The organism is Micromonospora sp. NPDC001898, from assembly GCF_042891255.1.
In the GTDB taxonomy this organism is placed as follows: Bacteria; Actinomycetota; Actinomycetes; order Mycobacteriales; family Micromonosporaceae; genus Micromonospora.
The window spans coordinates 134253-159791 of the sequence record NZ_JBIATC010000014.1; the positions used below are offsets into that span (position 1 = coordinate 134253).

Annotated in this window: 9 protein-coding genes; 4 read left to right on the top strand and 5 right to left on the bottom strand. The window is 73.3% G+C overall.

The features are described 5' to 3' along the window. Positions 1-109: 109 nt before the first annotated feature. From ACFYZF_RS24375 to ACFYZF_RS24385, 3 genes are read left to right on the top strand one after another with little or no spacing between them, the layout of a single operon-like run. Positions 110-1609, top strand: coding sequence for a bifunctional 3-(3-hydroxy-phenyl)propionate/3-hydroxycinnamic acid hydroxylase (locus ACFYZF_RS24375; protein ID WP_387024408.1), 1500 nt, complete (start codon positions 110-112; stop codon positions 1607-1609). 41 nt (positions 1610-1650) lie between these two features. Beyond that, on the top strand, positions 1651-17016 hold the full coding sequence (locus tag ACFYZF_RS24380; protein WP_387024410.1) for an SDR family NAD(P)-dependent oxidoreductase: 15366 nt from the start codon (positions 1651-1653) through the stop codon (positions 17014-17016). Positions 17017-17031: 15 nt separating this feature from the next. Continuing rightward, a complete protein-coding gene (locus tag ACFYZF_RS24385; RefSeq protein WP_387024412.1) occupies positions 17032-18255 on the top strand; it encodes a nucleotide disphospho-sugar-binding domain-containing protein in 1224 nt (407 codons plus the stop codon). A 672-nt stretch (positions 18256-18927) separates the two neighbouring features. On the opposite strand, the gene ACFYZF_RS24390 is transcribed toward ACFYZF_RS24385, so the two are convergent. From ACFYZF_RS24390 to ACFYZF_RS24410, 5 genes are all read right to left on the bottom strand, one after another. Then, positions 18928-19593 (bottom strand): HAD-IA family hydrolase, encoded by a 666-nt coding sequence (locus tag ACFYZF_RS24390; protein WP_387024414.1) that lies wholly within the window; start codon positions 19591-19593, stop codon positions 18928-18930. Continuing rightward, entirely contained in the window at positions 19593-20687 is a 1095-nt protein-coding gene (locus tag ACFYZF_RS24395) for a Gfo/Idh/MocA family protein (protein ID WP_387024416.1), read from the bottom strand. Before ACFYZF_RS24395 ends, ACFYZF_RS24390 begins: the two co-directional genes overlap by 1 nt. Further along, positions 20684-21844, bottom strand: a complete 1161-nt coding sequence (locus tag ACFYZF_RS24400; protein WP_387024418.1) for a DegT/DnrJ/EryC1/StrS family aminotransferase — start codon at positions 21842-21844, stop codon at positions 20684-20686. Before ACFYZF_RS24400 ends, ACFYZF_RS24395 begins: the two co-directional genes overlap by 4 nt. A 163-nt stretch (positions 21845-22007) precedes the next feature. Then, a complete protein-coding gene (locus ACFYZF_RS24405; protein WP_387024421.1) occupies positions 22008-22616 on the bottom strand; it encodes a class I SAM-dependent methyltransferase in 609 nt (202 codons plus the stop codon). Between the two features lie 180 nt (positions 22617-22796). Beyond that, positions 22797-23798, bottom strand: a complete 1002-nt coding sequence (locus tag ACFYZF_RS24410; RefSeq protein WP_387024423.1) for a methyltransferase domain-containing protein — start codon at positions 23796-23798, stop codon at positions 22797-22799. Between the two features lie 180 nt (positions 23799-23978). Here ACFYZF_RS24410 and ACFYZF_RS24415 point away from each other — a divergent pair, with 180 nt between their 5' ends. Beyond that, positions 23979-25184: a cytochrome P450 gene (locus ACFYZF_RS24415; RefSeq protein ID WP_387024425.1), complete on the top strand. Its 1206-nt coding sequence runs from the start codon at positions 23979-23981 to the stop codon at positions 25182-25184. Positions 25185-25539: the final 355 nt, after the last annotated feature.

The window sequence follows — 25539 nt, forward strand, 5'->3', positions numbered from 1 at the left end:
GTGGATCCCTCGCGTTGACAGTGGTTGCCGGTGCCGGGTGCTGTTGCCCGCAGGCGCTGTCAAGGCAAGCGATGGGGCTCTCCGAGTCCCCTGCGTATGGTCGCGAGACATGGCTACCCTGACCCCGCGCGCCGACGTCCTCGTGGTCGGCTGCGGTCCGAGCGGTGCCGTGCTCGCGAGCCTGCTGGCCCGCCGTGGCCGGCGGGTGACCGTGCTCGAGCGGCATCGGGAGGTCTTCGGGCTGCCCCGGGCCACCAGCTTCGACGGCGAGACCGCCCGTCTGCTGGCGGCGGCGGGTGTCGGCGCCGGCCTGCCCGGGATATCGGTGCCCGCGACCGGCTACCAGTGGCGCGGCGCGGACGGGCAGGTCCTCCTGGACATCGCCTTCAGCGAGGCCGGCCGGTACGGGTGGCCGGACGCCAACACCATGCACCAGCCCGCGCTGGAGCAACTGCTCGGCGCTGCGCTGGCGGCCGAACCCGGGGTCGAGGTCCGGCGTGGCCTGTCCGTCGTCGGCATCAGCCAGACCGACGACGGCGTCACCGCGATCGCCGAGGACGAAACCGGCGCCACCCACACCTTCCGGGCCGGCTGGCTGGTCGGCTGCGACGGGGCCAACAGCGTCGTCCGCGAACTGGCCGCCGTGCCGATGACCGACCTGGGGTTCTCCTTCGAGTGGCTGCTGTGTGACGTCGCGCTGCACGAGCCCCGCGAGTTCGTACCGACGAACCTGCAGCTGTGCGACCCGGCCCGGCCGACGACGCTGGTGGGCAGCGGGCACGACCGGAGGCGCTGGGAGTTCATGTGCCTGCCGGGGGAGTCCGCCGCCGAGCTGGACAGCGTCGAGACGGCGTGGCGGCTCCTGGCGCCGCACGGGGTCACGCCACAGACGGCGACGCTGCTGCGGAGCGGGGTGTACCGATCCCATGCCCGGTGGGCCCAGCAGTGGCGGCAGGGCCGGGTTCTTCTCGCCGGGGACGCAGCCCATCTGATGCCTCCGTTCGCCGGCCAGGGCATGTGCTCGGGCATCCGCGACGTCAGCAACCTGGCCTGGAAGCTGGACCTGGTTCTCGGCGGCCGGGCCGACGAGCGGCTGCTCGACTCGTACACGATCGAGCGGCGCGGCCACACCAAGGCGGCCGTCCTCGCCTCGGTCAAGCTTGGCCGGGTCATCTGCGTGACCGATGCGGCCGCCGCGGCCGACCGCGACGCGGCCATCCGGGCCAACGGCGGTGGCCGCCGGACGCCACCACCCGAGGCGACACCGCTGGTCACCGGACTGATCCAGCCCGGGGGCGGTGACGTGATCGGCACCGGCCGGTTCGACGACCTGATCGCGGCGGGCTTCTTGCTGATCACCACCGAAGAGCCGGACGCCGTCGGCGAGACCCGGCGCGCCCTGCTGTCCGGGCTCGGCGCCACCGTCGCCCACATCAAACCCGGCGGACAGGCGGACGGTGGGTACCTGGACTACCTGCGGGCCCGGGGTGCGGCGTCCGTTCTGGTCCGGCCGGACTACCACGTCTACGGCACCGCTGCCGCGGGTGCGATGGCCGCCTTGGTGGACGGTCTGCTCGACCGGCTGGGGCCGCATCGCCCGTCACTCTGAGGGATCCCGGCCGCCCGGCCGCGCCCCTAGCGTTGATTGACGTGAGTACCTCTGAGCAAGATCTCATCCGGGCATTGCGCGAGTCGGTCAAGGAAACGGCCCGGCTGAAGCAGCGGAACAGCCAGCTGCTTGCCGCGGCCTCGGAGCCGATCGCGGTGGTCTCGATGGGGTGCCGCTTCGCCGGGGGCATCGCCGGGCCGGAGGACTTCTGGCGGGTGGTGTCCGAAGGCGTGGACGTCTACACGCCGTTCCCCGAAGACCGGGGCTGGGACCTGGTCAACCTGTACGACCCGGACCCGGACACCCCGGGTACGACATACGTCGACCAGGGCGCCTTCCTGCACGACGCCGCCGAGTTCGACGCCCGCTTCTTCGGCATCTCGCCCCAGGAGGCGACGGCGATGGACCCGCAGCAGCGGCAGCTGCTCGAGGTCTGCTGGGAGACGATCGAGCGCGCCGGGATCGACCCGGACAGCCTTCGCGGCACCACCACCAGCGTCTACGCGGGGATCGTGCACCAGGACTACGCGCCCGACATCGCGGGCGCGGAGGGTTTCCTCAGCCTCGAGCGCGCGCTGGGCAGCGCCGGTGGCATCGCGTCCGGCCGGGTCGCGTACTGCCTCGGGCTCGAGGGGGCCGCGGTCACGGTCGACACGATGTGCTCCTCGTCGTTGGTCGCGATCCACCTGGCGAGCCAGGCGCTGCGCCGGGGGGAGTGCACGATGGCGCTCGCCGGCGGTTCGACCGTGATGGCGACGCCGGGCGGCTTCGTCGGGTTTGCCCGCCAGCGGGGCCTCGCTCGCGACGGCCGGTGCAAGTCCTTCGCCGCCGCGGCGGACGGCAGCAGCTGGGCCGAGGGCGTCGGCGTCGTGCTGCTCGAGCGCCTCTCCGACGCCCAGCGCAACGGGCACCAGGTACTCGCCGTGATCCGCGGCTCCGCGGTCAACCAGGACGGCGCATCGAACGGCCTCACCGCCCCGAACGGGCCCGCGCAGCAGCGGGTCATCCGCGCCGCGCTGGACGCCGCCGGGCTGTCCGCGGACGAGGTCGACGCCGTCGAGGCGCACGGAACGGGGACCACGCTCGGCGACCCGATCGAGGCGCAGGCGCTGCTGTCGACGTACGGCCGGGGGCGTGATCCGGAGCGGCCCCTGCTGCTCGGCACGGTCAAGTCGGTCCTCGGCCACACCCAGGGCGCCTCGGGCGTCGCGGCCGTGATCAAGACCGTGCTGTCGCTGCGCAACCGGTACCTGCCGGCCACGCTGCACGTCGACGCTCCGACCCCGCAGGTCGACTGGTCGCCCGGCACCGTCGAGCTGCTCACCGAGGGGCGCGCGTGGCCCGGCACCGGGCGTCCGGCCCGCTCCGGCATCTCCTCGTTCGGCGCCAGCGGGACCAACGTCCACATGATCGTGGAGGAGGCTCCGGCCGCCCCCGAACCGGGCGAGCAGGTCGCCGACACCGCGCCAGGGAGGGCGCTTCCGTTCGTCGTCACGGCCAAGACCGCGACCGCGCTGGCCCACCTCGGCCGGCGGCTCGGGGACACCGTGGACGAGAGCGTCGCGCTCGGCGACCTCGCCCACGCGCTGGCGACCGGACGCGCGGTGCAGAGCCGCCGGGCGGTGGTGGTTGCGGCGAACCGCGAGGAGCTGCGCGCGGGGCTCGCCCTGGTGGCCGAGGGCCGGACCGGGCCCGGGGTGATCGCCGGGTCGGCCGGTACGAGCGGGCCCGGCAAGGTCGTCTTCGTCTTCCCCGGCCAGGGCACCCAGTGGATCGGGATGGGCCGTCGGCTGCTGGACACCTCGCCGGTCTTCGCCGCCCGGATCGCCGAGTGCCAGAAGGCGTTCGAGCCGTGGGTCGACTGGTCGCTGGTCGACGTCCTGCGCGACGGGGCTCCCGAGGAGCTCGAACGCGTCGATGTCGTGCAGCCGGTGTGCTTCGCGATGATGCTCGGCATGGCGGCGGTCTGGGAATCGCTCGGCGTGGTCCCGGACGCGGTCGTCGGCCACTCGCAGGGTGAGATCGCGGCCGCCTGCGTCTCGGGCGCGCTCTCACTGGCGGATGCCGCCCGTGTGGTGACATTGCGCAGCCAGGCGATCGCCGAGCTGCTGCCGGCCGGGGGCGGGATGGCGTCGATCGGGCTGGCCGAGGACGCGGTACGCGCCCTGATCGAGCCGTGGGGAGCGCGACTGCAGGTGGCGGCGCTCAACGGACCCTCGTCCGTGGTGGTCGCCGGCGAGGGCACCGCGCTGGACGAGCTCGCCGCGCAGTTGGCCGACAGCGACATCCGGTTCCGTCGGGTTCCGGTCGACTACGCCTCCCACAGCCACTACGTGGAGAGCTTGCGAACCGCACTGCTGGCCGACCTCGCCGCCGTCACGTCCTCGGCGCCGCGCATCCCGTTCTATTCGACGGTCGAGCCCGGCTGGCGCGACGAGCAGCCGTTCGACGCCGACTACTGGTACCGCAACCTGCGTCAACCGGTCCTGTTCGAGCCGGCCGTCCGCGAGCTGATCGCCCAGGACCACCGGGTCTTCATCGAGCTCGGCGCCCATCCGGTGCTGGTGCCGTCGATCACCGGGACCGCGGCGGAGCTGGACGCGGACGTGCTCGCGGTCGGGTCGATCCGGCGGGACGAGGACGGGCCCGCCCGGCTGGCCACCTCGGCGGCCGAGGTCTTCGTCCGCGGCGTGCTGGTGAAGTGGCCGGTCCTGCTGCCCGAGGGCGCCGGAGCGGTCCGGGTCGAGCTGCCCACCTACCCGTTCGACCACCAGCGGTACTGGATCACCATGCCGACCACCGCGGCGGGCGCCGAGTCGCTGGGGCAGGTGACCAGCGGCCACCCGCTGCTCGGTGCGGTGGTGGAACTCCCGCAGACCAACGGCGTGGTCTGCACCTCCCGGTTGTCCCTGGCGACCCACCCGTGGCTGGCCGGTCACCGGATCCAGGACAACGTGCTGGTGCCCGGCACCGCCTACGTCGACCTGGCGATCCAGGTCGGCGACGAGCTCGGCTACGGCGTGCTCGACGAGCTGGTGATCGAGGCGCCGTTGGTGCTCGATGCGGACGCGGCCGTCAGCCTGCAGGTCGCCGTCGGCGCGCCGGACGCCGCCGGTCGCCGCCGGGTGGAGGTGCACAGCTCCCGGGGCGGCGAGTGGACCCGGCACGCCGCCGGCCTGCTGTCCGACGCGTACGACCAGACGTCGGGCAGCGGCTTCGACTTCGGTCAGTGGCCGCCCCCCGGCGCCGTTCCGGAGCCGGTCGACGACTTCTACGACCGTCTGGCCGACCGTGGATACCAGTACGGGTCGGCCTTCGCCGGGCTGACCGCCGTGTGGCGGCGTGGCGAGGAGATCTTCGCCGAGGCGGCGCTGCCCGCCGACCACCGGGACGACGTGGACCGGTTCGGCATCCACCCGGCTCTCTTCGACGCCGCCCTGCACGCGAACGCCTTCCACCGGCGCGCGGACGACCGCAACGTCCTGCCGTTCGCCTGGAACGGCGTCCGGCTGCACGCCGGTGGCGCCGTCGCGCTGCGAGTCCGGGTCGCGCCGTGCGGTGCGGACGCGTTGTCCTTCGACGCCGCGGACGGGACCGGTGCGCCGGTGCTGTCCATGGAATCACTGGTCTCTCTCCCGATCACGGACGTGGGCGGGCAGCCGGGCGGCCGGACGCCGGACTCGCTCTGGCAGGTCGACTGGACGCCGCTGCCCCTGCCGGCGCCGGCTACGACGCCGGAGCACCAGGTCGTCGTCGAGAGCTCAGGCGATGTGGTGCGGCTGGCGCTGGCCGACGAGCTCGGCGATCCCCGCCCGGACGTCGCCGTCCTGGACGTCGCGCCGGCCGCTGGCGCGGAGGCCGAGCCGCTGCCGCTGCTGGGCCGGGTGCTCGAGGTGGTGCAGGCTTGGCTGGAGGAGCCGGCGCTCGCCTCGGTGCCGCTGGTGGTGGTGACCCGCGGTGCGGTCCCGGCGTCGGGTCCGATCGTGGATCCGGCGGGTGCCGCGGTCTGGGGGCTGGTGCGGTCGGCGCAGGCCGAGCACCCGGGCCGGATCCTCCTGGTCGACGTGGAGCCGGGCGGAGACCGCGACGAGGCGGTCGCCGCGGGCCTCGCCGCCGGCGAGGCGCAGGTCGCGGTCCGTGGGGACGCCGTCCTGGCCCCGCGGCTGGGTCGTGCCGTCCTCACCGGGGAGGTGGTCGCGCCAGGGTTCACCGACGGCGGCACCGTGCTCATCACCGGCGGGACCGGCGTGCTCGGCGCGCTGCTGGCCCGGCATCTGGTGGCCGAGCACGGCGTCCGCCGGCTGGTCCTGGCGGGCCGGCGCGGCGCGGCCGCCGACGGGATGGCCGAACTGGGTGAGCTCGGCGCGTCGGTCGAGGTGGTCGCCTGCGACGTGACCGACCGGGACGCGCTCGCCGCGCTCCTCGCCGCCGTCCCGGCCGAGCACCGGCTGACCGGCGTCATCCACGCGGCCGGGGTGCTGGACGACGCCGTCATCTCAAGCCTCGACCCGCACCGCCTGGCCCGGGTGTTCGCCCCGAAGGCGGCGGCACTGCGGCTGCTGGACGAACTGACCCGCGACGATCCACCCGAGGTCTTCGCCGTGTTCTCCTCGGCCGCGAGCGTCTTCGGCTCGGCGGGCCAGGGCAACTACGCGGCCGCGAACGCGTACGCCGAGGCGGTCGTGTCCGCGCGCGCCGCCAGCGGTCTGCCCGCGGTGGCGCTGGCCTGGGGACTGTGGAGCCCGGCGACCGGGATGACCGGCCGGCTGGCCGACGTCGACCGGACCCGGATGAGCCGGGGCGGCGTACGGCCGATGCCGGCCGACGAGGCGCTGGCCAGTTTCGACGCGGGCATCCGCTCCGGCGCCCCGCTGCTCGTGCCGATCGGTCTCGACCTCGGCGCGGTCCGGGCCGAGGCGGGTGCCGACGGCACCGTTCCGGCGCTGTTCCGGTCGCTGGTCCGGCCGCCACGGCGGACGGCGCGGGCGGGCGCCAACGAGCCCGGGGGCGCGCTGGGCCGCCGGCTCGCCGGGCTCACGACCGAGGAGCAGACCGAACTGGTCCTCGCGCTCGTGCGCACGGAGGTCGCGACCGTGCTCGGCATCGCCGACCTCGACCCTGCCTCCGACGACAGCCGCTTCGGCGAGATCGGGTTCGACTCGCTGACCGCGGTCGAGCTGCGCAACCGGCTTACCGCGGAGACTGCGGTCAAGCTCTCGGCCACGCTGATCTTCGACTACCCGACACCGCGCCAGTTGGGCCACTACCTGCTCGAGAGGGTGCAGGGGTCGGTCGACAGCGGTGCCACGCCTGTGCCCCGGGCCCCGGAACGTCCGTTCCCGGCCGCCGACGATCCCGTGGTGATCGTCGGCATGGCGTGCCGGCTCCCGGGCGGGATCAGCACGCCGGCCGAGTTCTGGGACCTCGTGGCCGAAGGCCGGGACGGCATGTCGCCGCTGCCGGCCGACCGCGGCTGGGAGGTCGACCGCCTCCTCGGCACCGACCCCGATCAGGCGGGGACCACCTACGCCCGGCAGGGCGGCTTCCTGCACGACGCCGGCTACTTCGACGCGGCCCTGTTCGGCATCTCGCCGCGCGAGGCGACCGCCATGGACCCCCAGCAGCGGCTGCTGCTCGAAACCACATGGGAGGCCCTGGAGACGGCCGGCCTCGACCCCTCGTCGCTGCGCGGCCAACCCGTCGGCGTGTACACGGGCATGTCCATCCACGACTACCTCGGCGACCTGGCGCGCGTTCCGGCCGAGTTCGAGGCCTTCACCACCACCGCGACGGCCGGCAGTGTCGCGTCCGGCCGGGTGTCGTACGTGTTCGGTTTCGAGGGCCCGGCCATGACCGTGGACACCGCGTGCTCGTCCTCGCTGGTGGCGATCCACCTGGCGGCCCAGGCGCTGCGCCAGGACGAGTGCGAGATCGCGCTCGCCGGTGGGGTCGCCGTGATGGGCTCCCCGGTCGGCCTGACCGGGTTCTCCCGGGCCCGGGGGCTGGCTGCGGACGGCCGGTGCAAGGCGTTCGCCGCGGCGGCCGACGGCACCGTGCTGTCCGAGGGCGTCGGCGTCGTCGTGCTGGAACGGCTTTCCGCCGCCCGGCGCAAGGGCCATCGCCCGCTCGCCGTCGTCCGCGGCTCCGCGATCAACCAGGACGGCGCGTCCAACGGTCTGACCGCCCCGAACAGCCTGGCCCAGCAGCGGGTCATCCGGGCCGCTCTCGCCGCGGCCGGCGTCGGTGCGGACGAGGTCGACGCGGTGGAGGCGCACGGCACCGGCACCACGCTCGGTGATCCGAGCGAGGCGCAGGCCATCATCGCCGCCTACGGTCGTGACCGCCCGGCCGGGCAGCCGCTGTGGCTCGGCTCGGTGAAGTCCAACCTCGGCCACACACAGGCCGCGGCCGGCGTCACGGCGGTCATCAAGATGGTGGAGGCGATCCGGCACGGGCACCTGCCTCCCACGCTCTTCGTCGACGAACCCACCCCGCACGTCGACTGGTCCGAGGGTGCCGTGGAGCTGCTGACCGAGGGCCGGGACTGGCCCGACGCCGGCCGGCCGCGGCGCGCCGGGATCTCGTCGTTCGGCATCAGCGGCACCAATGCCCACCTGATCCTGGAACAGATCCCCGAGCCGGCCGCGCCGGAGGAGGACCGGGACATCGCGCCGGCCGTGCTGCCGTTCGTCCTGTCCGCGCAGAGCGCGGCGGCACTCGCCGGCCAGGCGGGACGGCTGCGAACCGCCGTGGCGCAGGGGGTGCCGCTCCCCGGTGCGGCCCGGACGCTCGTCGCCGGCCGCGCGCTGCTCCCGCACCGGGCGGTCGTCGCCGCGGCCGGCCGGGACGCTCTGCTCGCCGGCCTGGACACGGTCGCCGCGGGCGAGGCCGGCCCGGGCACGGCGCTGGGCGCCGTCACCACCGGCGCCGCAGCGTCGGTGGTGTTCGTGTTCCCGGGCCAGGGGGCGCAGCGGACCGGCATGGGCCGCGAACTCCACGACCGGTTCCCGGTCTACGCCGCCGCCTTCGACGACGCGTGCGCGAAGCTCGACGAGAGGCTGGCCGGCGCCGTGGACCGGTCCGTCCGGGACGTGGTCTTCGCGCCGCCGGACAGCGCGGAGGCGGCCGCGCTGGACCAGACCGTCTACACCCAGGCGGCGATGTTCGCGGTCGAGACCGCGCTGTTCCGGCTCGTCGAGTCCTGGGGCGTACGACCCGCTCTACTGCTCGGGCACTCGGTCGGCGAGATCACCGCGGCGCACGCCGCCGGAATGCTGTCGCTCGACGACGCGGCGACCGTGGTGGCCGCCCGCGGCCGCCTCATGCAGGCGCTGCCCGCCGGTGGGGCGATGGCCGCGGTGGCCGCAACGGAGGAGGAGGTCCGGCCGTTCCTGGGCGGGGGCGTCTCCCTCGCCGCGGTGAACGACCCCGCGTCGGTCGTGCTGTCCGGCGACGAGGACGCGGTGGACGCCGCCGTGCGGGCGCTGCGGGAACAGGGCCGCAAGGTGCACCGGCTGACGGTGTCCCACGCGTTCCACTCGGTGCGGATGGACCCGATGCTCGACGGGTTCCGGTCCGCGATCGCGGACGTGATCTGGCGGCCGGCCCGGATTCCGGTGGTCGCCCCCGACGGAGCCAACCTGACGGACCCCGGCCACTGGGTCGACCACGTCCGGCGCACCGTGCGCTTCGCCGACGGCGTCCGCGCCGCGCTGGACCGGGGTGGGCGGCTGTTCGTCGAGCTCGGGCCGGGGGCCGGCCTGTCCGCGCCGATCCTGGAGACGGGGGCGCGGTCCGGGTACGAAGCGGTGTGCGTGCCCGCGCTGCGGGACGGACAGGCCGAGCCGGAAACCGTGATCGGCTCGTTGGCCGCGCTGTTCGTGCGGGGAGTGCCGGTGGACTGGCACCCGCTCGTCCCCGCGGACGCCCCGGACGTGCCGCTGCCGACGTACGCGTTCGACCGCCGGCACTACTGGCTGACCTCGGCGCCCGGCGCGGTGAACGCGGCCGATCTCGGGCAGGTCGAGGTCGACCACCCGCTGCTGTCGGCGATCGTGCCCGTCCCGGACACCGGTGGCCTGATCGGCACGGCCCGGCTGGCGCTCACGACCCATCCCTGGCTCGCCGGGCACCGGCTGCACGAGGTGGCGATCCTGCCGGCCGCCGCGCTCGTCGACCTCGCCGTCCGGGTGGGTGACGAGCTCGGCTGCGGCGTCCTGGGAGACCTGGCGCTGGAGGCGCCGCTCGCGATCCCCCCGGAGACGACCGTCCGGCTGGAGATCGTGGTCGGAGCCGAAGCCGGCGGCAGCCGCCCGTTCACCGTCTACGGCGCGCGGGACAGTGGAGGAACGTGGGTCCGGTATGCCGGCGGCACCCTGGAAGCCGGGGCCGTCACCGACCCCGGGCCGGTGCAGCCGTGGCCGCCGTCCGGCGCCGAGCAGGTCGCGATCGACCCGGAGGCCGCCGGGCGCTCGGAGCTGCTCGGGCTGTGGCGTCTCGGCGAGGACACCTTCGTGGAGGTCGCGCTCGCCGACGAGGAGGAGCCCGCCGCGTTCGGCCTCGACCCGGCCCTGCTCGACGCGGTGACCCGGGTGGTGCTCGACCCCGGTTCGCTCGCGACGCGTTGGGAATCGGTGGTGCTGCACGCCACCGGGACGCGCCGGCTGCGGGCTCGTCTCGCCCGGCTGGACCACGATCGCTGGAGTCTCGAGGCGGCCGACGAGACCGGCCGGCCGGTGCTGTCCGCCCGGTCGGTCGACTCGACGCCGGTCCGCCCCGAGGATGTGGGCGGCCGCCCCGCGACGGACGCCATGTACCGGGTGGTGTGGCATCCCGTGGCCACCGAGGAGGTTCCGCCCGGCCATCCGGCGACCGTCGGCATCGACAGCGCCGAGGGTGTGGCCGCGCTCGCCGCCGACCCCGGCCGGCCGGCGGCCGCCGTGTACGACGTGCCGGCCGGCCCGCCCGCGGGAGCCGTCCTCGCCGAGGTTCTCGCCGTGCTCCAGGCCTGGCAGCGCCACGCCCCCGCGGACACCCGGCTCGTCGTGCGGACCGAGGGTGCCGTCGACGGCGGGACCGGCGGCCTCACCGACGCGACCGGTGCCGCCGTCTGGGGCCTGGTTCGCGCGGCCCAGGCCGAGATGCCCGGTGTGCTGCTGCTCGACGTGGAGCCGGGCCTCGACGCCGGAACGGTCCTCGGTACGGCACTGGCCGTCGATGAACCACAGCTCGCGGCCCGGGCCGGCGGTTTCCGGGTTCCCCGCCTCGCGGCGGCCGGGGCCCTGGCCGCGGAGCCCGCCTCGTGGCACCCGGACGGGACGGTGCTGATCACCGGTGGCACCGGGTCGCTCGGCGCTCTCGTCGCGCTTCACCTGGTGCGGACCCGCGGTGTCCGGCGGCTGCTCCTGGTCAGCCGGCGTGGACTCGCGGCCGACGGCGCCGAGGCGCTGGTGGCCGAGCTGTCCGAACGGGGCGCCGAGGCGTCCGTGGTCAGCTGCGACGTCGCGGACCGGGACGCGGTGGCGGCGTTGCTCGCCGCGATCCCGCCGGAGCACCCGCTGACCGCGGTCGTGCACACCGCCGGTGTCCTGGACGACGGGCTGGTCGCCGCGATGACCCCGGATCGGCTGGGCGCCGTGTTCGGCTCGAAGGCGGACGCCGCCCGCCAACTGGAGGAGCTGACCCGCGACCACGACCTCGCCGCGTTCATCACGTTCTCCTCCGCCGCCGGGCTGCTCGGCTCGGCCGGGCAGGCCAACTACGCCGCCGCCAACGCCTACCTGGACGGCCTCATGGCGATCCGGCGCGCGAACGGCCGCAACGGCGTGTCGCTGTCCTGGGGCCTGTGGGCGCAGGACGGCGGCATCACCCTGAACCTCGGTGACGCGGACCGGGCCCGGATGCGCCGCGCCGGTGTGTCGCCGCTGCGCCACGAGGAGGGGCTCGCGCTCTTCGATGCGGCCGTGGACAGCGGTGAGGCCCACCTCGTGCCGATCAAGCTCGACCTTGCCGCCGCGCGGGCCGACGCGGCCACCGGCGGACCGGTGCAGCCGCTGCTGCGTGACCTGGTGCGCGTCCGCCGCCGGGCGGGCCGGGCGGCGGCCGCCGGTGACCTGGCGGGCTCGCTGGCCGGCCGATCGGTGGCGGAGCAGGAGCGCAGCCTGCTGTCCCTGGTCCGGGCCCGGGTGGCGCTGATACTGGGGTACGCCTCGGCCGAGGACATCGCGCCGGACGCGCCGTTCCAGTCCGCCGGGATGGACTCGCTGGGCGCGGTCGAGCTGCGCAACCGGCTCAGCGCCGAGGCCGGGTTCGCCATGCCCGCGACGCTGGTCTTCGACTACCCGACGCCGGTGGAGCTGGCCCGGTTCCTCCGGGAACGGCTCACCGGCCGGGACGCGCCGGCGGCGGTCGAGGCCGTCGCGGCGGCGAACCCGGCCGATCCGATCGCGGTGGTCGGGCTCGGCTGCCGGCTGCCGGGCGGCGTGCGGGACCCGGACGGGTTCTGGGACCTCCTGGCCACGGGCGGTGAGGGCCGGTCGGCAGTGCCCACCGACCGCGGCTGGGACCTCTCCGCGTTCCCGGTGGAGGCGGCCGGCTTCCTGACCGACGCCGCCGAGTTCGACGCCGGGTTCTTCGGCATATCCCCACGCGAGGCGACGGCCATGGACCCCCAACAGCGGCTGCTGCTAGAGGTCGTGTGGGAGGCCTTCGAGGACGCCGGGCTCGACCCGGCCGCGTACCGGGGTTCCGATGTCGGCGTCTTCGTCGGCGTGATGGGCGAGGGCTACGGGATGCACGGCGGTGACCCGCAGACCGACGGCCTCCGGGTCACCGGCGGTGCGCTCTCGGTGGCGTCCGGCCGCGTGTCCTATGTGTACGGCTTCACCGGGCCGGCGATCTCGGTCGACACGGCGTGCTCCTCGTCCCTCGTCGCGATGCACCTGGCCATGCAGGCCCTGCGCAACGGTGAGTGCTCGCTCGCCGTGGTCGGGGGCGTGACGGTCATGGCGACGCCCAACGCGTACATCGAGTTCGCCAAGGCCGGCGGGCTGGCGGTCGACGGGCGGTGCAAGGCCTTCGCGGCGTCGGCGGACGGGACCAGCTGGTCGGAGGGCGTCGGCGTGGTCCTGCTGCAGCGCCTGCCGGACGCCGAGGCCCAGGCCAGTACGGTGGGTGCCGTGATCCGGGGCTCGGCGGTCAACCAGGACGGCGCGTCGAACGGCCTGACCGCCCCGAACGGGCTCGCGCAGCAGCGGGTCATCCGGCGGGCCCTCGCGGTCGCCGGGCTCGCGCCGTCGGACGTGGATGTCGTCGAGGCGCACGGTACGGGCACCCGGCTCGGCGACCCGATCGAGGCGCAGGCCCTCCAGGAGACCTACGGCAGGCGCGAGACGGCGGAGCCGCTGTGGCTGGGATCGGTGAAGAGCAACGTCGGGCACACCCAGGCGGCGGCCGGTGTGGCCGGCGTGATCAAGATGGTGCTGGCGTTCCGGCACCAGGCGCTGCCGGCGACTCTGCACGCGGACGCACCGACCCCCGAGGTCGACTGGTCCGGTGACACCATCCGGCTGCTGACCGAGGCCCGGCCGTGGCCGGCGCGCCCGGACCGGCCACGCCGCGCCGGAGTGTCCGCTTTCGGGGCCAGCGGCACCAACGCGCACCTCATCCTCGAGGAGCCGCCCCGGCGGACGCCGGTCACCGCGACCGGCCCGGCCGAGCCCGGCGCGGGAGGCATCCTGCCGTTCGTCGTGTCGGCGGGCGATCCGGGCCGCCTCGCCGTGGTCGCGACCCGGCTGGCGGACGCCGTCGAGGACCGGCAGCCTCCGCTGCCCCAGCTGGCCGCCGCGCTCGCGTTCGGCCGGACGAAGCACCGGGAGCGAGCCATCGTGCTCGCGGCCGACCACGGCGAACTGGCCGGGCGGCTGCGAAGCCTCGCCGCCGGAGAGACCGGGCCGGACGTGGTCACCGGACGGTCCGGGCCGGGCACCGGCGCGGTGTTCGTCTTCCCCGGCCAGGGCAGCGGTTGGGCCGGCATGGGCCGCGAACTGATTGCCGAGTCGGCGGAGTTCCGGGCGTGGGTGCACCGATGCCAGGAACTGCTCGACGAGTACGACTGCGACTGGACCCTGGAAGAGGCGCTCGGCGGTGCCAACGACCTCTCCCGGACCGACGTCGTCCAACCCGCCACGTTCGTGATGATGACGGGGCTGGCACAGCTCTGGGTCCGGGCCGGGGTCACCCCCGAGGTGGTGATCGGGTCGTCGCAGGGAGAGCTGGCCGCCGCCTGCGTGGCCGGGGTCCTTTCGCTGGACGACGCGCTGCGGATCTGCGTCGTGCGCTCCCGGCTGGCCGCGGCACTGCCCCCCACCGGCGGAATGCTCGTTCTGGGCGTCAGCCGCGCGCGGGCGGAGGAGCTGCTGCTCGCGTACGAGGGCCGGCTCGAGCTCGCCGCGGTCAACGGACCTGCGATGGTCGGCATCTCCGGTGAGGTCGCCGCCATCGAGCAACTCGAGGCTTTCGCCGCGGAGCAGGGGTTCTGGTGCCGCAGGCTGCGGGCGGACTACGCGTCCCACTCCTTCCTCGTGGACGAGCTGGAGCGGCCGATGCTGTCCCAGCTCGACGGGGTCGGCGAGCGCCCGGCGCGCGGGCTCGGCGGCTCGTGCCGGTTCTACTCCACGGTCGAGAGCCGGTGGATCGGCCCGGACGAGGTTCTCGACGCGGGCTACTGGTTCCGGAACCTGCGCCGGCCGGTCGAGCTGGAAGGGGCCGTCCGCGCGGTGACCGCCGACATGCGGGCCGTCGTCGAGGTGTCCCCGCATCCGGGCCTGGTGCCGTCGATCCTCGACATCGTCGCCGACGCGGGTCGGCCGGTCGGGGCGATCGGCACGCTGCGCCGTGACCAGGGTGGCGTACGCCAGGTGTTGACCGCGATGGCCGAGGCGTTCGCGATCGGGCTGCCGGTCGACTGGTCGGCGGCCGTCCCGGGCGACGGGCCGGCCTGGCGTGAGCTGTGCCGCGACCTGCCCACCCATCCGTTCGCGCATCGCCGGTACTGGCTGCGGGGCGGCGGCGCCGTCGCGACCGCGGAGGAAGCGGTTCACCCGCTGCTGACCACCGTGGCCGGTTTGCCGGATTCCGATGGCGTGCTCGCCGTCGGGCGGCTGTCCACGCACCAGCAGCCGTGGCTCGCCCGTGCCGCGGGGCCGGGCCCGGTCGAGGTACCCGCTTCGGTCTGGGTCGAGCTGATCATCCGGGCCGGTGACGAGCTGGATTACGGCACGATGGCGGAGCTCGACCTGATCGAGCCGGCGTGGCTGGACCGGGGAGCTTCCCTGTCGGTGCAGGTCTGCGTCGGTGGGACGGACTTCGCCGGCCGGCGATCGGTGACCGTGCGGTCCGCGCCGGCCTCGGCCGATGGCGACCGGTCGGGCTGGACCCTGAACGCGACCGGCCTGCTCGTCTCGTCGAGCCTGGCCGGCACCGACGCGGCGGAGTCCGGTCTGACGGTCTGGCCTCCGGCCGATGCCGAACCGGTGACACCGGCCGACCCGCGAGACGAGGTACGTGGCGTCTGGCGGCGAGGCGACGAAACCTTCCTGGAGTTGGTCCTGTCGGACGAGCACCGCGAGGACGCCGCCGCCTTCGGCATCCACCCGCTGCTGCTGGACGCTGCGAGCCGTGCGATGGACCGGGCACCGGGGAGCGCGGCCCGGTGGCGCGATGTCGAGTTGCACGCGACCGGCGCCGCGTCGTTGCGGGTCCGGCTGCGACCGGCCGAGAACGGTATCGCGCTGACCGCGGCCGACGAGACCGGCCAGGCGGTGCTCACCGCCGGCCGGATCGCGGCACGGCCGGCGCGCGAGCCCCGGCTCGGCAGGCCGGGCGGCGCGCTGCGGACCGAGTGGGCCGAGCTCGACCGGGAGACCGCGGCGGCCCCGCCGCGGACCGTTCCGGTGGACAGCGACGATGCGGTGCTCGACCTCAGCGGCGATCCGTCCGCCCTGGCCGTCGCGGTCGCGGTCCTCGACGTGCCTCTCGGCGACCTGCCCGTGGCGGCTTGCCGTCGCGCGCTCGCCGTCGCGCAGACCTGGCTCGACGAGCCCGAGCTGGCCGGCCTCCGGCTGGTGGTGCGGACCCGGAACGCGGTTCCGGTCGAGTCCGTCGCGGTGCTCGACCCGGCCGCCGCGGCCGTCCGAGGCATGATCGCCGCCATCCAGGCCGAGTACCCGGATCGTTTCGTGCTCGTGGACGTCGAGCCGGACGCGGATCCGGACGCCGGGCTGGGCCCGGTGCTGGCCGCCGGCGTCGCACAGGCGGCGGTGCGGGCCGGGCGCGTCCACGTTCCACGGCTGGTGGCCGTCGACGGGGCCGGACCGGCTGTCCAGCCGCTCGACCCGGCCGGCACGGTTCTGATCGTGGGCGGCACCGGCGCGGCCGGATCGCAGGTGGCCCGGCATCTGGTCGCCGAGCACGGCGTCCGCCACGTGGTCCTGGCGGGTCGGCGTGGTCCGGACGCTCCCGGGGCGGCGTCCCTGGTCGACGAACTCGCCGCTCTCGGCGCGTCGGCGACCGTCGTGGCCTGCGACGTGACCGACCGGGACGCGGTCCACCGCCTGCTGTCCGGGATACCGGCGGACCATCCGCTGACCGGCGTGGTGCACGCCGCCGGGATGGCCGACCGCACCCCGCTCGCGGAGCTGGACCCGGAGCGGCTCGGCGCCGTCCTCGACGCCAGGGACGAGTCGCTGCGGCACCTGGCCGAGCTCGCCACGGATCAGGACCTCGCCCTGTTCGCGGTGATCACCGCGGCGGCCGAACTCACCGGCCCGGCCGATCAGGCGGCCACGGGAGCGGCTGAGGGGCTCGCCCGGGCGGCCGCCACACGCTGTGGCGCTCGCGCGCCGATGCTGCCGTTCGCGGACGGCTCGGTGCTGTCGGCCCTCTCGGCGGCGATCGACACCGCCGAACAGTTCCCGGTCCCCGGCCGGCCCGATCAGTGGGGCGCACCCGCGCCCGGCCGGCCGGTCCCTCCGCTGCTACGCGGGCTGGTCCGCCCGCGGCGGCGGTCCGCCTACCGGGCGGCGGTCGGCGCGGACCCGGCCGACCGGTGGACGGAGCTCCTGAGTGCGCAGGTCGGTGCGGACCGGGAGAAGACAATGCTGGACCTGGTGCGGACGCAACTGGTTCGCGTGCTCGGACTGAACCCGGACGACCCGGTCGAGCCGGAGCGCGGCTTCTTCGAGGTCGGCCTGGACTCCGTGATGGCACTCGAACTGACCCGGCGACTGAGCAGCCACGCCGGCACCGCGCTCACCCCCGCCGCGGTGTTCAACAACCCGACCCCGGCGGCGCTGACCCGATATCTCGTCGAGCGGCTCGAGACGGCCGGGCAAGAGGCCCGGAACTGAGGAAGAGGTAAGGGTATGCGATTCCTGCTCACGACGTTCGCCTGGCCGTCGCACTACTACCCGATGGTGCCGCTCGGCTGGGCGTTACGGGCGGCTGGGCATGAGGTGATAGTAGCGAGCGCGCCGTCGCTGGTCGACGCGATCATCACGACCGGGCTGCCGGCGGTGGCGGTGGGTAAGGACGTCGACATCGCGGGGAGGGCCAGGGACGGCAAGCTGCACGATCACCAACGGTGGCCAACCGATCCGGGCAGGTTGAGCGACGTACAGCAGAATCTGGTCAGGCAGATGTCGCACACGATGGTCGATGTCGCCGACGCGATGACAGACGATCTTGTCAAGTTCGCCCGGAGCTGGCAGCCGGACCTGATCGTGCACGAATCGATCACCTTCGCCGCTCCGGTCGCCGCCGAGGTGCTCGGCATTCCGACCGTCGCGCATGCGGTCGGAATGCCGCTCGCCCCGGGAATGATCGTGAGGAAGGACCGCCCAGCGCCGTCGCCGGCGTATGTGCGTCTCTTTGAGAAGTTCGGCGTCGCGCCGAGGACCGCCCCGTCGGCGTGGATCGACCCCTGCCCGCCCAGCATGCGCATGCCGGGAGAGACCTCGGCCCCGCGGCTGTCCGTCCGATATGTGCCTTACAACGCCCCGGGTGCGATGCCGACGTGGCTTGTCGAGCCGCCCACACGGCCTCGGGTGTGTATCACCTGGGGCACCTCGACGGTGGGGATGATCGGTGACGCGGTGACCGGTCTGCTGAGCCAGGCGATCGAGGCGGTCTCCAGCCTCGGAGTGGATGTCGTGCTCACCGTCTCTGCGGCCACTCGTGCGGCTCTCGGCACGGTGCCGGACGGAGTGCGGGCGGCGGAGTCGCTGCCCCTGCACATGCTGCTGCCGAGCTGTCGGGCAATCGTGCACCCGGGCGGGGTGGGCACCGCGCTCACCGCGGGCATCTACGGAGTGCCACAACTGGCTGTCACCCAGTTCTCCGACCAGATGACCATCGGCGACGTGTTCGCGGCCAGCGGTGCCGGTCACCATCTGCTCCAGGAAGAGACCACCGTGGAGCGGATCAGGTCCCACGTCGTCGAGTTGCTGGATGACCCGGAGTGCCGCACCGCCGCCAAGCGCCTGCAACGGGAAATCGCATCGCAGCCTGCGCCGGCCGAGTTGGTGCCGAAACTGGTGGAGCTGGCGGGCAGGCGCGCGTCGGCTCGGGCGTTGGCGGAGACACTCTGATAGCCCTTTCCCCGGAGAACGGCGGCGCGCAGGCGAGATGCCCGGGGTCATCGCGTTGTCGCGGGTGCGGTCCCTGGTCGGCCCGGATCGTGGCCCGGGGCGGTGCTGTGGGCGGGGCGGTCGATGTCGTGGGGCGGCGCTTGCGGTCGCCGAGCACGCCGAGGGTGGCTGATGTCGTATCCGACTCAGCTCCACAGGCGCCCGGGAGGCGCACCCTGCCGTGGAGTGGCACCCAGGCCAGAACCCCGAGACCTCCTGACCGAAGCGCTCCCGCCCGACTTCGCCGTAACGGCACCGCACCCCTATCCCGCCCGCGCCGATCGCCGAGGGTGAACAGGGCGGGCCGCTGCACGCATTGGCTCGCGGTGGTCCTCGCCGGCTGGCTGCGTACCCGGACCCAGCTGCCGGTCACATCCCGGCGACGGCGGTGCCGCACCGTGATCGCCACCGACGGCAAGACAACGCGCGCCACACGCCGGCCTGTTGGCGGCCAGGTGCATGTGCTGTCCGCGCTGGACCCCAGCACCGGGATCGTCCTGGCGCAGGTCACCGCCCGCGCCACCGCAAGGGCGTGCTCGCGAACTTCCCCGCCGTCGGTCTCCGCTCGCAGCGCCACCTTGGTGCCGCCGAGATCGATGCCGAGCCAGGTTCCCGGCCGTGCAGTCCGGCCCGTCACCACCGACCCGGAACCGAGACCGGCGGGCACACCGGCAGCAGCTCATCGGGGGAGTGGATGACCAGATCCGGGCCGGCCGCCATCAGGTCGTCCTCGTCCACGGTCGCCCAGGTCGCCGCCACGGAGGTCACTCCGGCGGCGCGGGCGCTGCGGATGTCGGCCGGGGCATCGCCGACCATGACGGCCGCGTCCGGTTCCGCGCCGAGCAGGCTGAGCGCGCGCAACACGATCTCCGGAGCGGGTTTGGCGTTGGCGACCTCATCCGAGCCGACCACGTGGTCGAAGTGCTGGATCAGGTTGAGCGTGGTCAGCAGGGAGCGAGCCCGGGGCCCGGCCTTCCCGGTGGCCACGGCGAGCCGGAATCCGCGCGTCCGGAGCGTCTGGAGCAGGTCGGCCACCCCGTCCACCACGGGCACCTGGTCCGCGAGCCGGTAGCTCTCCCGGACGAACGGTTCCTCCATCTCCGGCGGAAGGCCCATCCGTCGCATGATCTCAGGGAAGTACAGGCCCTGGTAACGCTGGTACTCGGCGAACGGCGCCGGTCCGGCACCGACCACTTCCGCGTACGCCGCGGTGAAGGCCCGGCCCATCACCTCGTGACTGTCCACCAGGACGCCGTCGAGGTCGAAGATCACCACACTGCGCACCGGTACGTTCTCCATCACGTCGCCGCCGAGGTCGCGACCGGCCCGGTGGGCAGCAGCGGGGTCGCCGAGGCCGCGTACAGCGCCTCGATCGTGCCGACGATCCGCCGCGCGCCCGCGATCGCGGATCCGCACGCCGACGGATCGGCGAGGCGGGCCCTGAGGTCGTCGAGCTGGCGGGAGTACTCCGTGCCGATCGGCTCGGCCGGGACCGCGACCTCGCTCGCCCGGCCCCGCCGGACGACGTCGAGCCGCGGCCGTGGCTCGCGGTTCGGGCTGAAGCCGAAGGTGGTCCGGAGCGTCGCGGCACCGCCGCTCCCGTCGATCCGGATCTCGGTGACGTCATGGCTCGCCGAGTGCGTGGCCCAGCTGGCGTGAAGGCCAACCGACAGACCGGTGCCGGTGACCAGGAATCCGCGCACGGTGTCCTCGACGTCCGCGTCGAGTTCCGGTGCCGGCTGGTCGTGCCGCCAGGCCGCCGTCCAGCGCGGGTCGTTGACGTGGTCGTGCGAGGTGGACGCGGCGACCTGGTCGAAGGCCACCGGGCCGGCGATGGTCTCCAGGACGTCGAGCAGGTGCCAGCCGAGATCGAACAACACCCCGCCGCCGGCCTCCGCCCGGCTGGTGAACCAGCCCTGGGACCGGGGCACTCCGCGGGCCCGTTCCCACCCCAGGTCGATGTGGCGCAGGTGGCCGAGCTCGCCGGCCAGATCTGCCAGTTTTCGCACGTCGGCGCGGTACCGGCAGGCACTCCCGGCCAGCAGCGGGCCGCCGCCCGCCCGCTCGGCTTCGGCCAGCGTGTCCGCCTCCGCGCTCGAGAGGCAGACCGGCTTCTCCACGAAGGTGGCGAGACCTCGGGAGAGGAGACGTCGCGCGATGGCCGCGTGCAGGTGGTTGGGCGAGGCGACCAACGCGAGGTCGGCGTCCTCGGCTCGCAGCGCGTCGACGTCGCCGAAGGCCGGGCGGTCGGTCGCCGCGGTGAACGCCGCCCGCTTGGCCGGATCGGGGTCGACCGCGGCCACCACCTCGTAGTCGCCGCTCGCCATCAGGCGGGGAAGCCAGATCTCCCGGCCGGACCACCCGAACCCGACCAGTACGGTGCGGATCCTCATCCGGCGGCCACCACGTCGGCCACGATGGCGGCGGTGTCGGTGAGAGCCTGCTCCGACGCGAGCAGGGTGCGGTGGTGCAGCCAGACGCAGTCCTGGCTGATCGCGTCGGCGTTCGGGCACCGCTTGGCGACCGCGTCGACGGACTCCGCGGGTGCGCCGGTTTCCCAGAACGCCGCGGTGCGGTAGATGGCGCGGAAGCCCGCGAAGGCCGGGATCCCCGCGTCGACCAGACGATCGACCAGGAGGTTGCGCCGCTCCTCCGACCAGCCGGGAAGCCGGAACATCGCCATGTAGTGCGGATTCCGGTCGGCCCGCGAGTCGCCACCCTGCGGCCGGACGCCGGGGATCTGGGCCAGCAGCGCCGACAGGAACCGCCACCGCTGCTCCCGCACCTCGATCTGACTGTCGAGGCGGCCCAGCTGAGCGCGCAGGACGGCGGCCGAGAACTCGTTCATCCGCATGTTGGTGCCGGCCACCTGGTGGTGATAGCCGCGGTCGGCGCGTGGCCGGCCGCAGGAGTGGCGCAGGAACGCCTTCTCGTACTCGTCCGAGTCCGGGAACAGCACCGCGCCGCCCTCACCCGCGGTCATCAGCTTGCCGTTCTGGAAGCTGAACGCCGCGACCGAGCCCAGCTCGCCCACGCGCTTGCCCTGCCATCGGGCACCGTGCGCGTGGGCCGCGTCCTGCAGGACCCGGGCGCCGGCATCCGAGGCGAGCTTGTCGAGCGCGTCCATGTCGGCCATGAGACCCGCCATGTGCACCGGCATGATCACCCGGGTCCGCGGCGTGATCGCGTCGGCGGTGGCGGTCACGTCGATGTTGTAGGTGTCCGGATCGACGTCCACCGGCACGGCGACGGCCCCGAGCCGCTGAGCGGCCTGGGACGAGGAGATGAAGGTGAACGCCGGCACGATCACCTCGGTGCCCGGTCCCGCGCCCAGCACCTGCAGGGCGAGTTCCAGCGCGTGCGTGCCGTTGGTGACGGCGAGGGCGTGACGGCCACCGTGGTATCCGGCGAACTCCCGCTCGAAGCTCTCCACCTCGCTGCCACCCATGCGCCACCACTGGCCCTGGGTCAACGCCCGATCGAGAGCTCGCCGTTCGGTGTCGTCGAATTGCGGCCAATCCGGAAAGGTCGGCCCGGGTCGCGGACTCATTTCTGCCTGGCTCCTTCTGCTCGATTGGCCTCACGGTACGAAGTCCGGCGCGGGCGCCACTATCCCTCAACCTGACAGCGATTTCGGAATTCGCCGTCGTCCCATTCTGCGAATTCGAGATGAGTGGGACGACTTTCGGAGAACATTCGCTCGGGAAGGATGGTCAGGTGCGGGTGATCGCGGCCAGCCAGGCCGGCGCCCCGTTGATGTCTCGGTTGTTCTCCAAGGTCACCGATTCGATCGAATCGACCCGCCAGCCATCGGCGAAGGTGGCCCGGATATCGTCCTGGCTCACCCGCAAGGCGCGGATCCCGCCCTGGCTCTCCTGTCGCGGTCCACTGCCGGGGTGATGGCGGTCGCTGATGCAGAGCAGGAACAACTGTGCGCCCGGCGGCATGACCGTGGCCAGGCTGTCGGCGTAGCGGACCCGCTCGGGGCCACTGAACGCGTGGAACAGGGCGCAGTCGAGCACCGTGTCGAACTGCTCGCCCAGGTCGCCGAGTTCGAGCGCGTCCCCGACCTGGAAGCGCACTTCCAGGCCGCGCTCGTGTGCCTTGCGTCGCGCGGCCTGGATCGCTGTCGGCGCCGAGTCGATGCCGACCGTCGGGAGGCCGAGGGCCGCTGCCATGAGCGCGACCTCGCCGGTGCCGCAGCCGATCTCGAGTACCCGGCCGCGGAACGCGCCTGCCTCGGCGAGGTTGCGCATGGCCAGTTGTGGGCGGCCGAGGTCCCAGAGCGGTGTCCCGCTGTAGTGCGCGTCGTAGCTCTCCACCCTGCTGCCACCCATGTCTGCTGGCTCCTTCTGGTCGATTGGCCTTACGGTACGAAGCCGGCGTCGACGCCGGACTATCCCCCAACCTGACAGCGATTTCGGAATTCGCCGCCGTCCCGCTCTACGAATTCGGCGTGCACGGGACGCCATTCCGGGGAAGTTCGCTCGGGAAGAGGGTGGTCAGGTGCGGGTGATCGTGGCCAGCCAGGCCAGTGCCCCGTCGACATATTTGTTGTTCTCCAACGTCGCGGGTTCGATCGAGTCGACCCGCCAGCCGTCGGCGAAGGTGGCCCGGATCTCGTCCTGGCTCACCCGTCGCGGCCCGATGTCGGGTGGATGGCGGTCGCTGAAGCAGAGCAGGAACAACCGCGCGCCCGGCGGCATCACGGTGGCCAGGGTGTCGGCGTAGCGGACTCGTTCGGCGTCGCTGAACACATGGAACAGGCCGCAGTCGAGCACCGTGTCGAACTGCTCATCCAGGTCGCCGAGTTCGAGCGCGTTGCCGACCAGGAAGCGCGCCTGCAGGCCGCGCTCCCGTGCTTTGTGCCGCGCGATCTCGATCGCCGTCGACGCCGGATCGATGCCGACCGTGGGTAGGCCCAGGGCCGCCGCCATGAGCGCGACCTCGCCGGTGCCGCACCCCACCTCGAGCACCCGGCCGCGGAAGGCGCCCGCCTCGGCGAGGTCGCGCAGCGCCGGTTGCGGACGGCCGGTCTCCCAGGGCGGCGTACCCGAATACCGCGCGTTGAAATGCTCGGGCGACAGGGCATCGGTGAGCTGGCGCGCCAGTTTTTCCAGCGTCTCGACCAGTTCCTTGGCCTGGCCGGGGTCCTGGATCCCGGCGGCCGCGGCGAGTCGATCGTCGATCCGCGTGGCGGCTCGATCAGCGGCTCTGTGCCGGGCGACCTGCCGGACGAACGTGTGTCCAGGGTGGGCCGGGTCAGCCGCGGTGGTGACCGCGCCCCGGTCGCGCAGGGTGGCGACGCTCGTCTCCACGTGACTCGCCGGGAAGCCGGTGCGGTCGGCGATCTCGGCGATTGAGGTGTCCGGGTGTTTGAACACATCGGTCATGATTTGACGCACGCCGGGGGACATCTGCCGCATGCCCGTGGGGTCCGGGATAGCGTCCTCGCCGATGCGCATCAGCTTGCGCGCGAGGTCGTGCAGTTCGAAGCCGTCCATGATCGCAAAGTGTTCCCGACGCCGGATAGCGCACGCCATCACGCAGGTTGACGGTGTGTTCGGCGTTTCTTCGCGACGGCTGGACGACTAGCAGTGTGAGGGATGCCAGGGCCCCGCAGTCCGGATCTACCGTGGCTTGCGGTTATCGCGGATTCGGACCGTACGAGAGAAGTGGGTTTCATGAGTGTGAAACAGTCCGAACGGACGCTGTCCAACTTTCTCGCCTATCTCGACGGGCTGCGCGAGCGCGGAGCCGTGCACTTCGACGACAAGATCAAGGCGTGGCACGTGCTCGGTTACCACGACACCCTCCAGGTGCTGACCGACTCGGCGACCTTCTCGTCCGACGTCTCCCCGCTGGCCCCCAAGCAGGAAGACTTCGACCTGTTCAAGAAGGGCAACTTCGTCCGGGCGGACGATCCGGTGCACCGCCGGCTGCGCGGTCTGGTCAGTCGGGCGTTCACCCCGAAGATGATCGCCGGACTCGAACCGCGGATCACCGAGGTGACCCTGCAGTTGTTCGACGACGCGGACGCCGGCGGCGACCAGTGGGACCTGATCGAGCAGCTGGGCTACCCGTTGCCGTTCATCGTCATCGCCGAGATGCTCGGCATTCCGGTCACCGACCGCGCGTTCGTCCGGCGGCTGTCCGACACCTTCTTCGAGGTGCACAACGTCGACCCGGAACAGTCGCTGGATTCCCTGGGGGAGAGCGCGGTCAACAATGTCGCGCCGCTGCTGCGCGAGTTGAACACCCACCTGCTGGAGTTCGTCCGCGCCCGTCGCAAGACCCCAGGCGACGACCTGACCAGCAAGCTTCTGGAGGTCGAGGTCGACGGTACGCGGATGGACGACGAGGAGACCGTCGGCTTCCTCGGCCTACTGCTGCTCGCCGGCCACGTCACCGCGACGTCCACGCTGGGCAACACGGTTCTCGCGTTGCACGAGAACCCCGAGGTCTGGGAGCAACTGCGGGCCGATCCCGCGCTGATTCCGGCCGCGGTCGAGGAATCGATGCGCTACCGGCCGCCGTTCCCTCGTCTCGGTCGGCAGGCGATGAAGGACGTCGAGATCGGCGGGCAGATGATCCCGGCCGGCGACTTCGTCCTGGCGTGGCTGACCACCGCGAACCGCGACGAGCGCGTCTTCGCCGACCCGGACCGGTTCGACATCCACCGGAACCCCAACCCTCACCTGACGTTCGGCAAGGGTATGCACTTCTGCCTTGGCGCGCCGCTGGCGCGGCTGGAGGTGGGCATCGCCATGCGCCTTCTGATGGAGCGGTACAGCGACATCCGGGTACGCGACGACGTGCCGGTCAACCTGCGCAATCCCTGGGCGATGATCGGCGTCAACCGGCTGCCCATCGAGGTCCGCCGGTCCTGACGAACCGGAGCGCGGGCTCAGCGGCGGGGCAGTTCCGAGGTGCTGCCCACCTGCCGGGCCCGGTTCCGTCCAGCAGCGCCCTGGCCGATCGTCGGGGTGGCTGCTGGCCGGCACCGCCAATTGCGCTCCTCGACGACCCGATCGATTAGCGCTTCACCGGTCGCGAAAGGTGGTGCACGGGCCGGCGGGCTTGGCGTGAAGGGGACTTTCCGCGCGCGCGATGCGGGGAAAGTCCCCTTCACGCTTTCTCGGGTAGGCGACTAAAGGATGTCTCGTAACTCGGTGAAGCGTTGCCTGGCAACGGTGCTGGCGTCACCCCGCGAGGATGATGTTGTGGAGGTGGGCGATGCCAGCA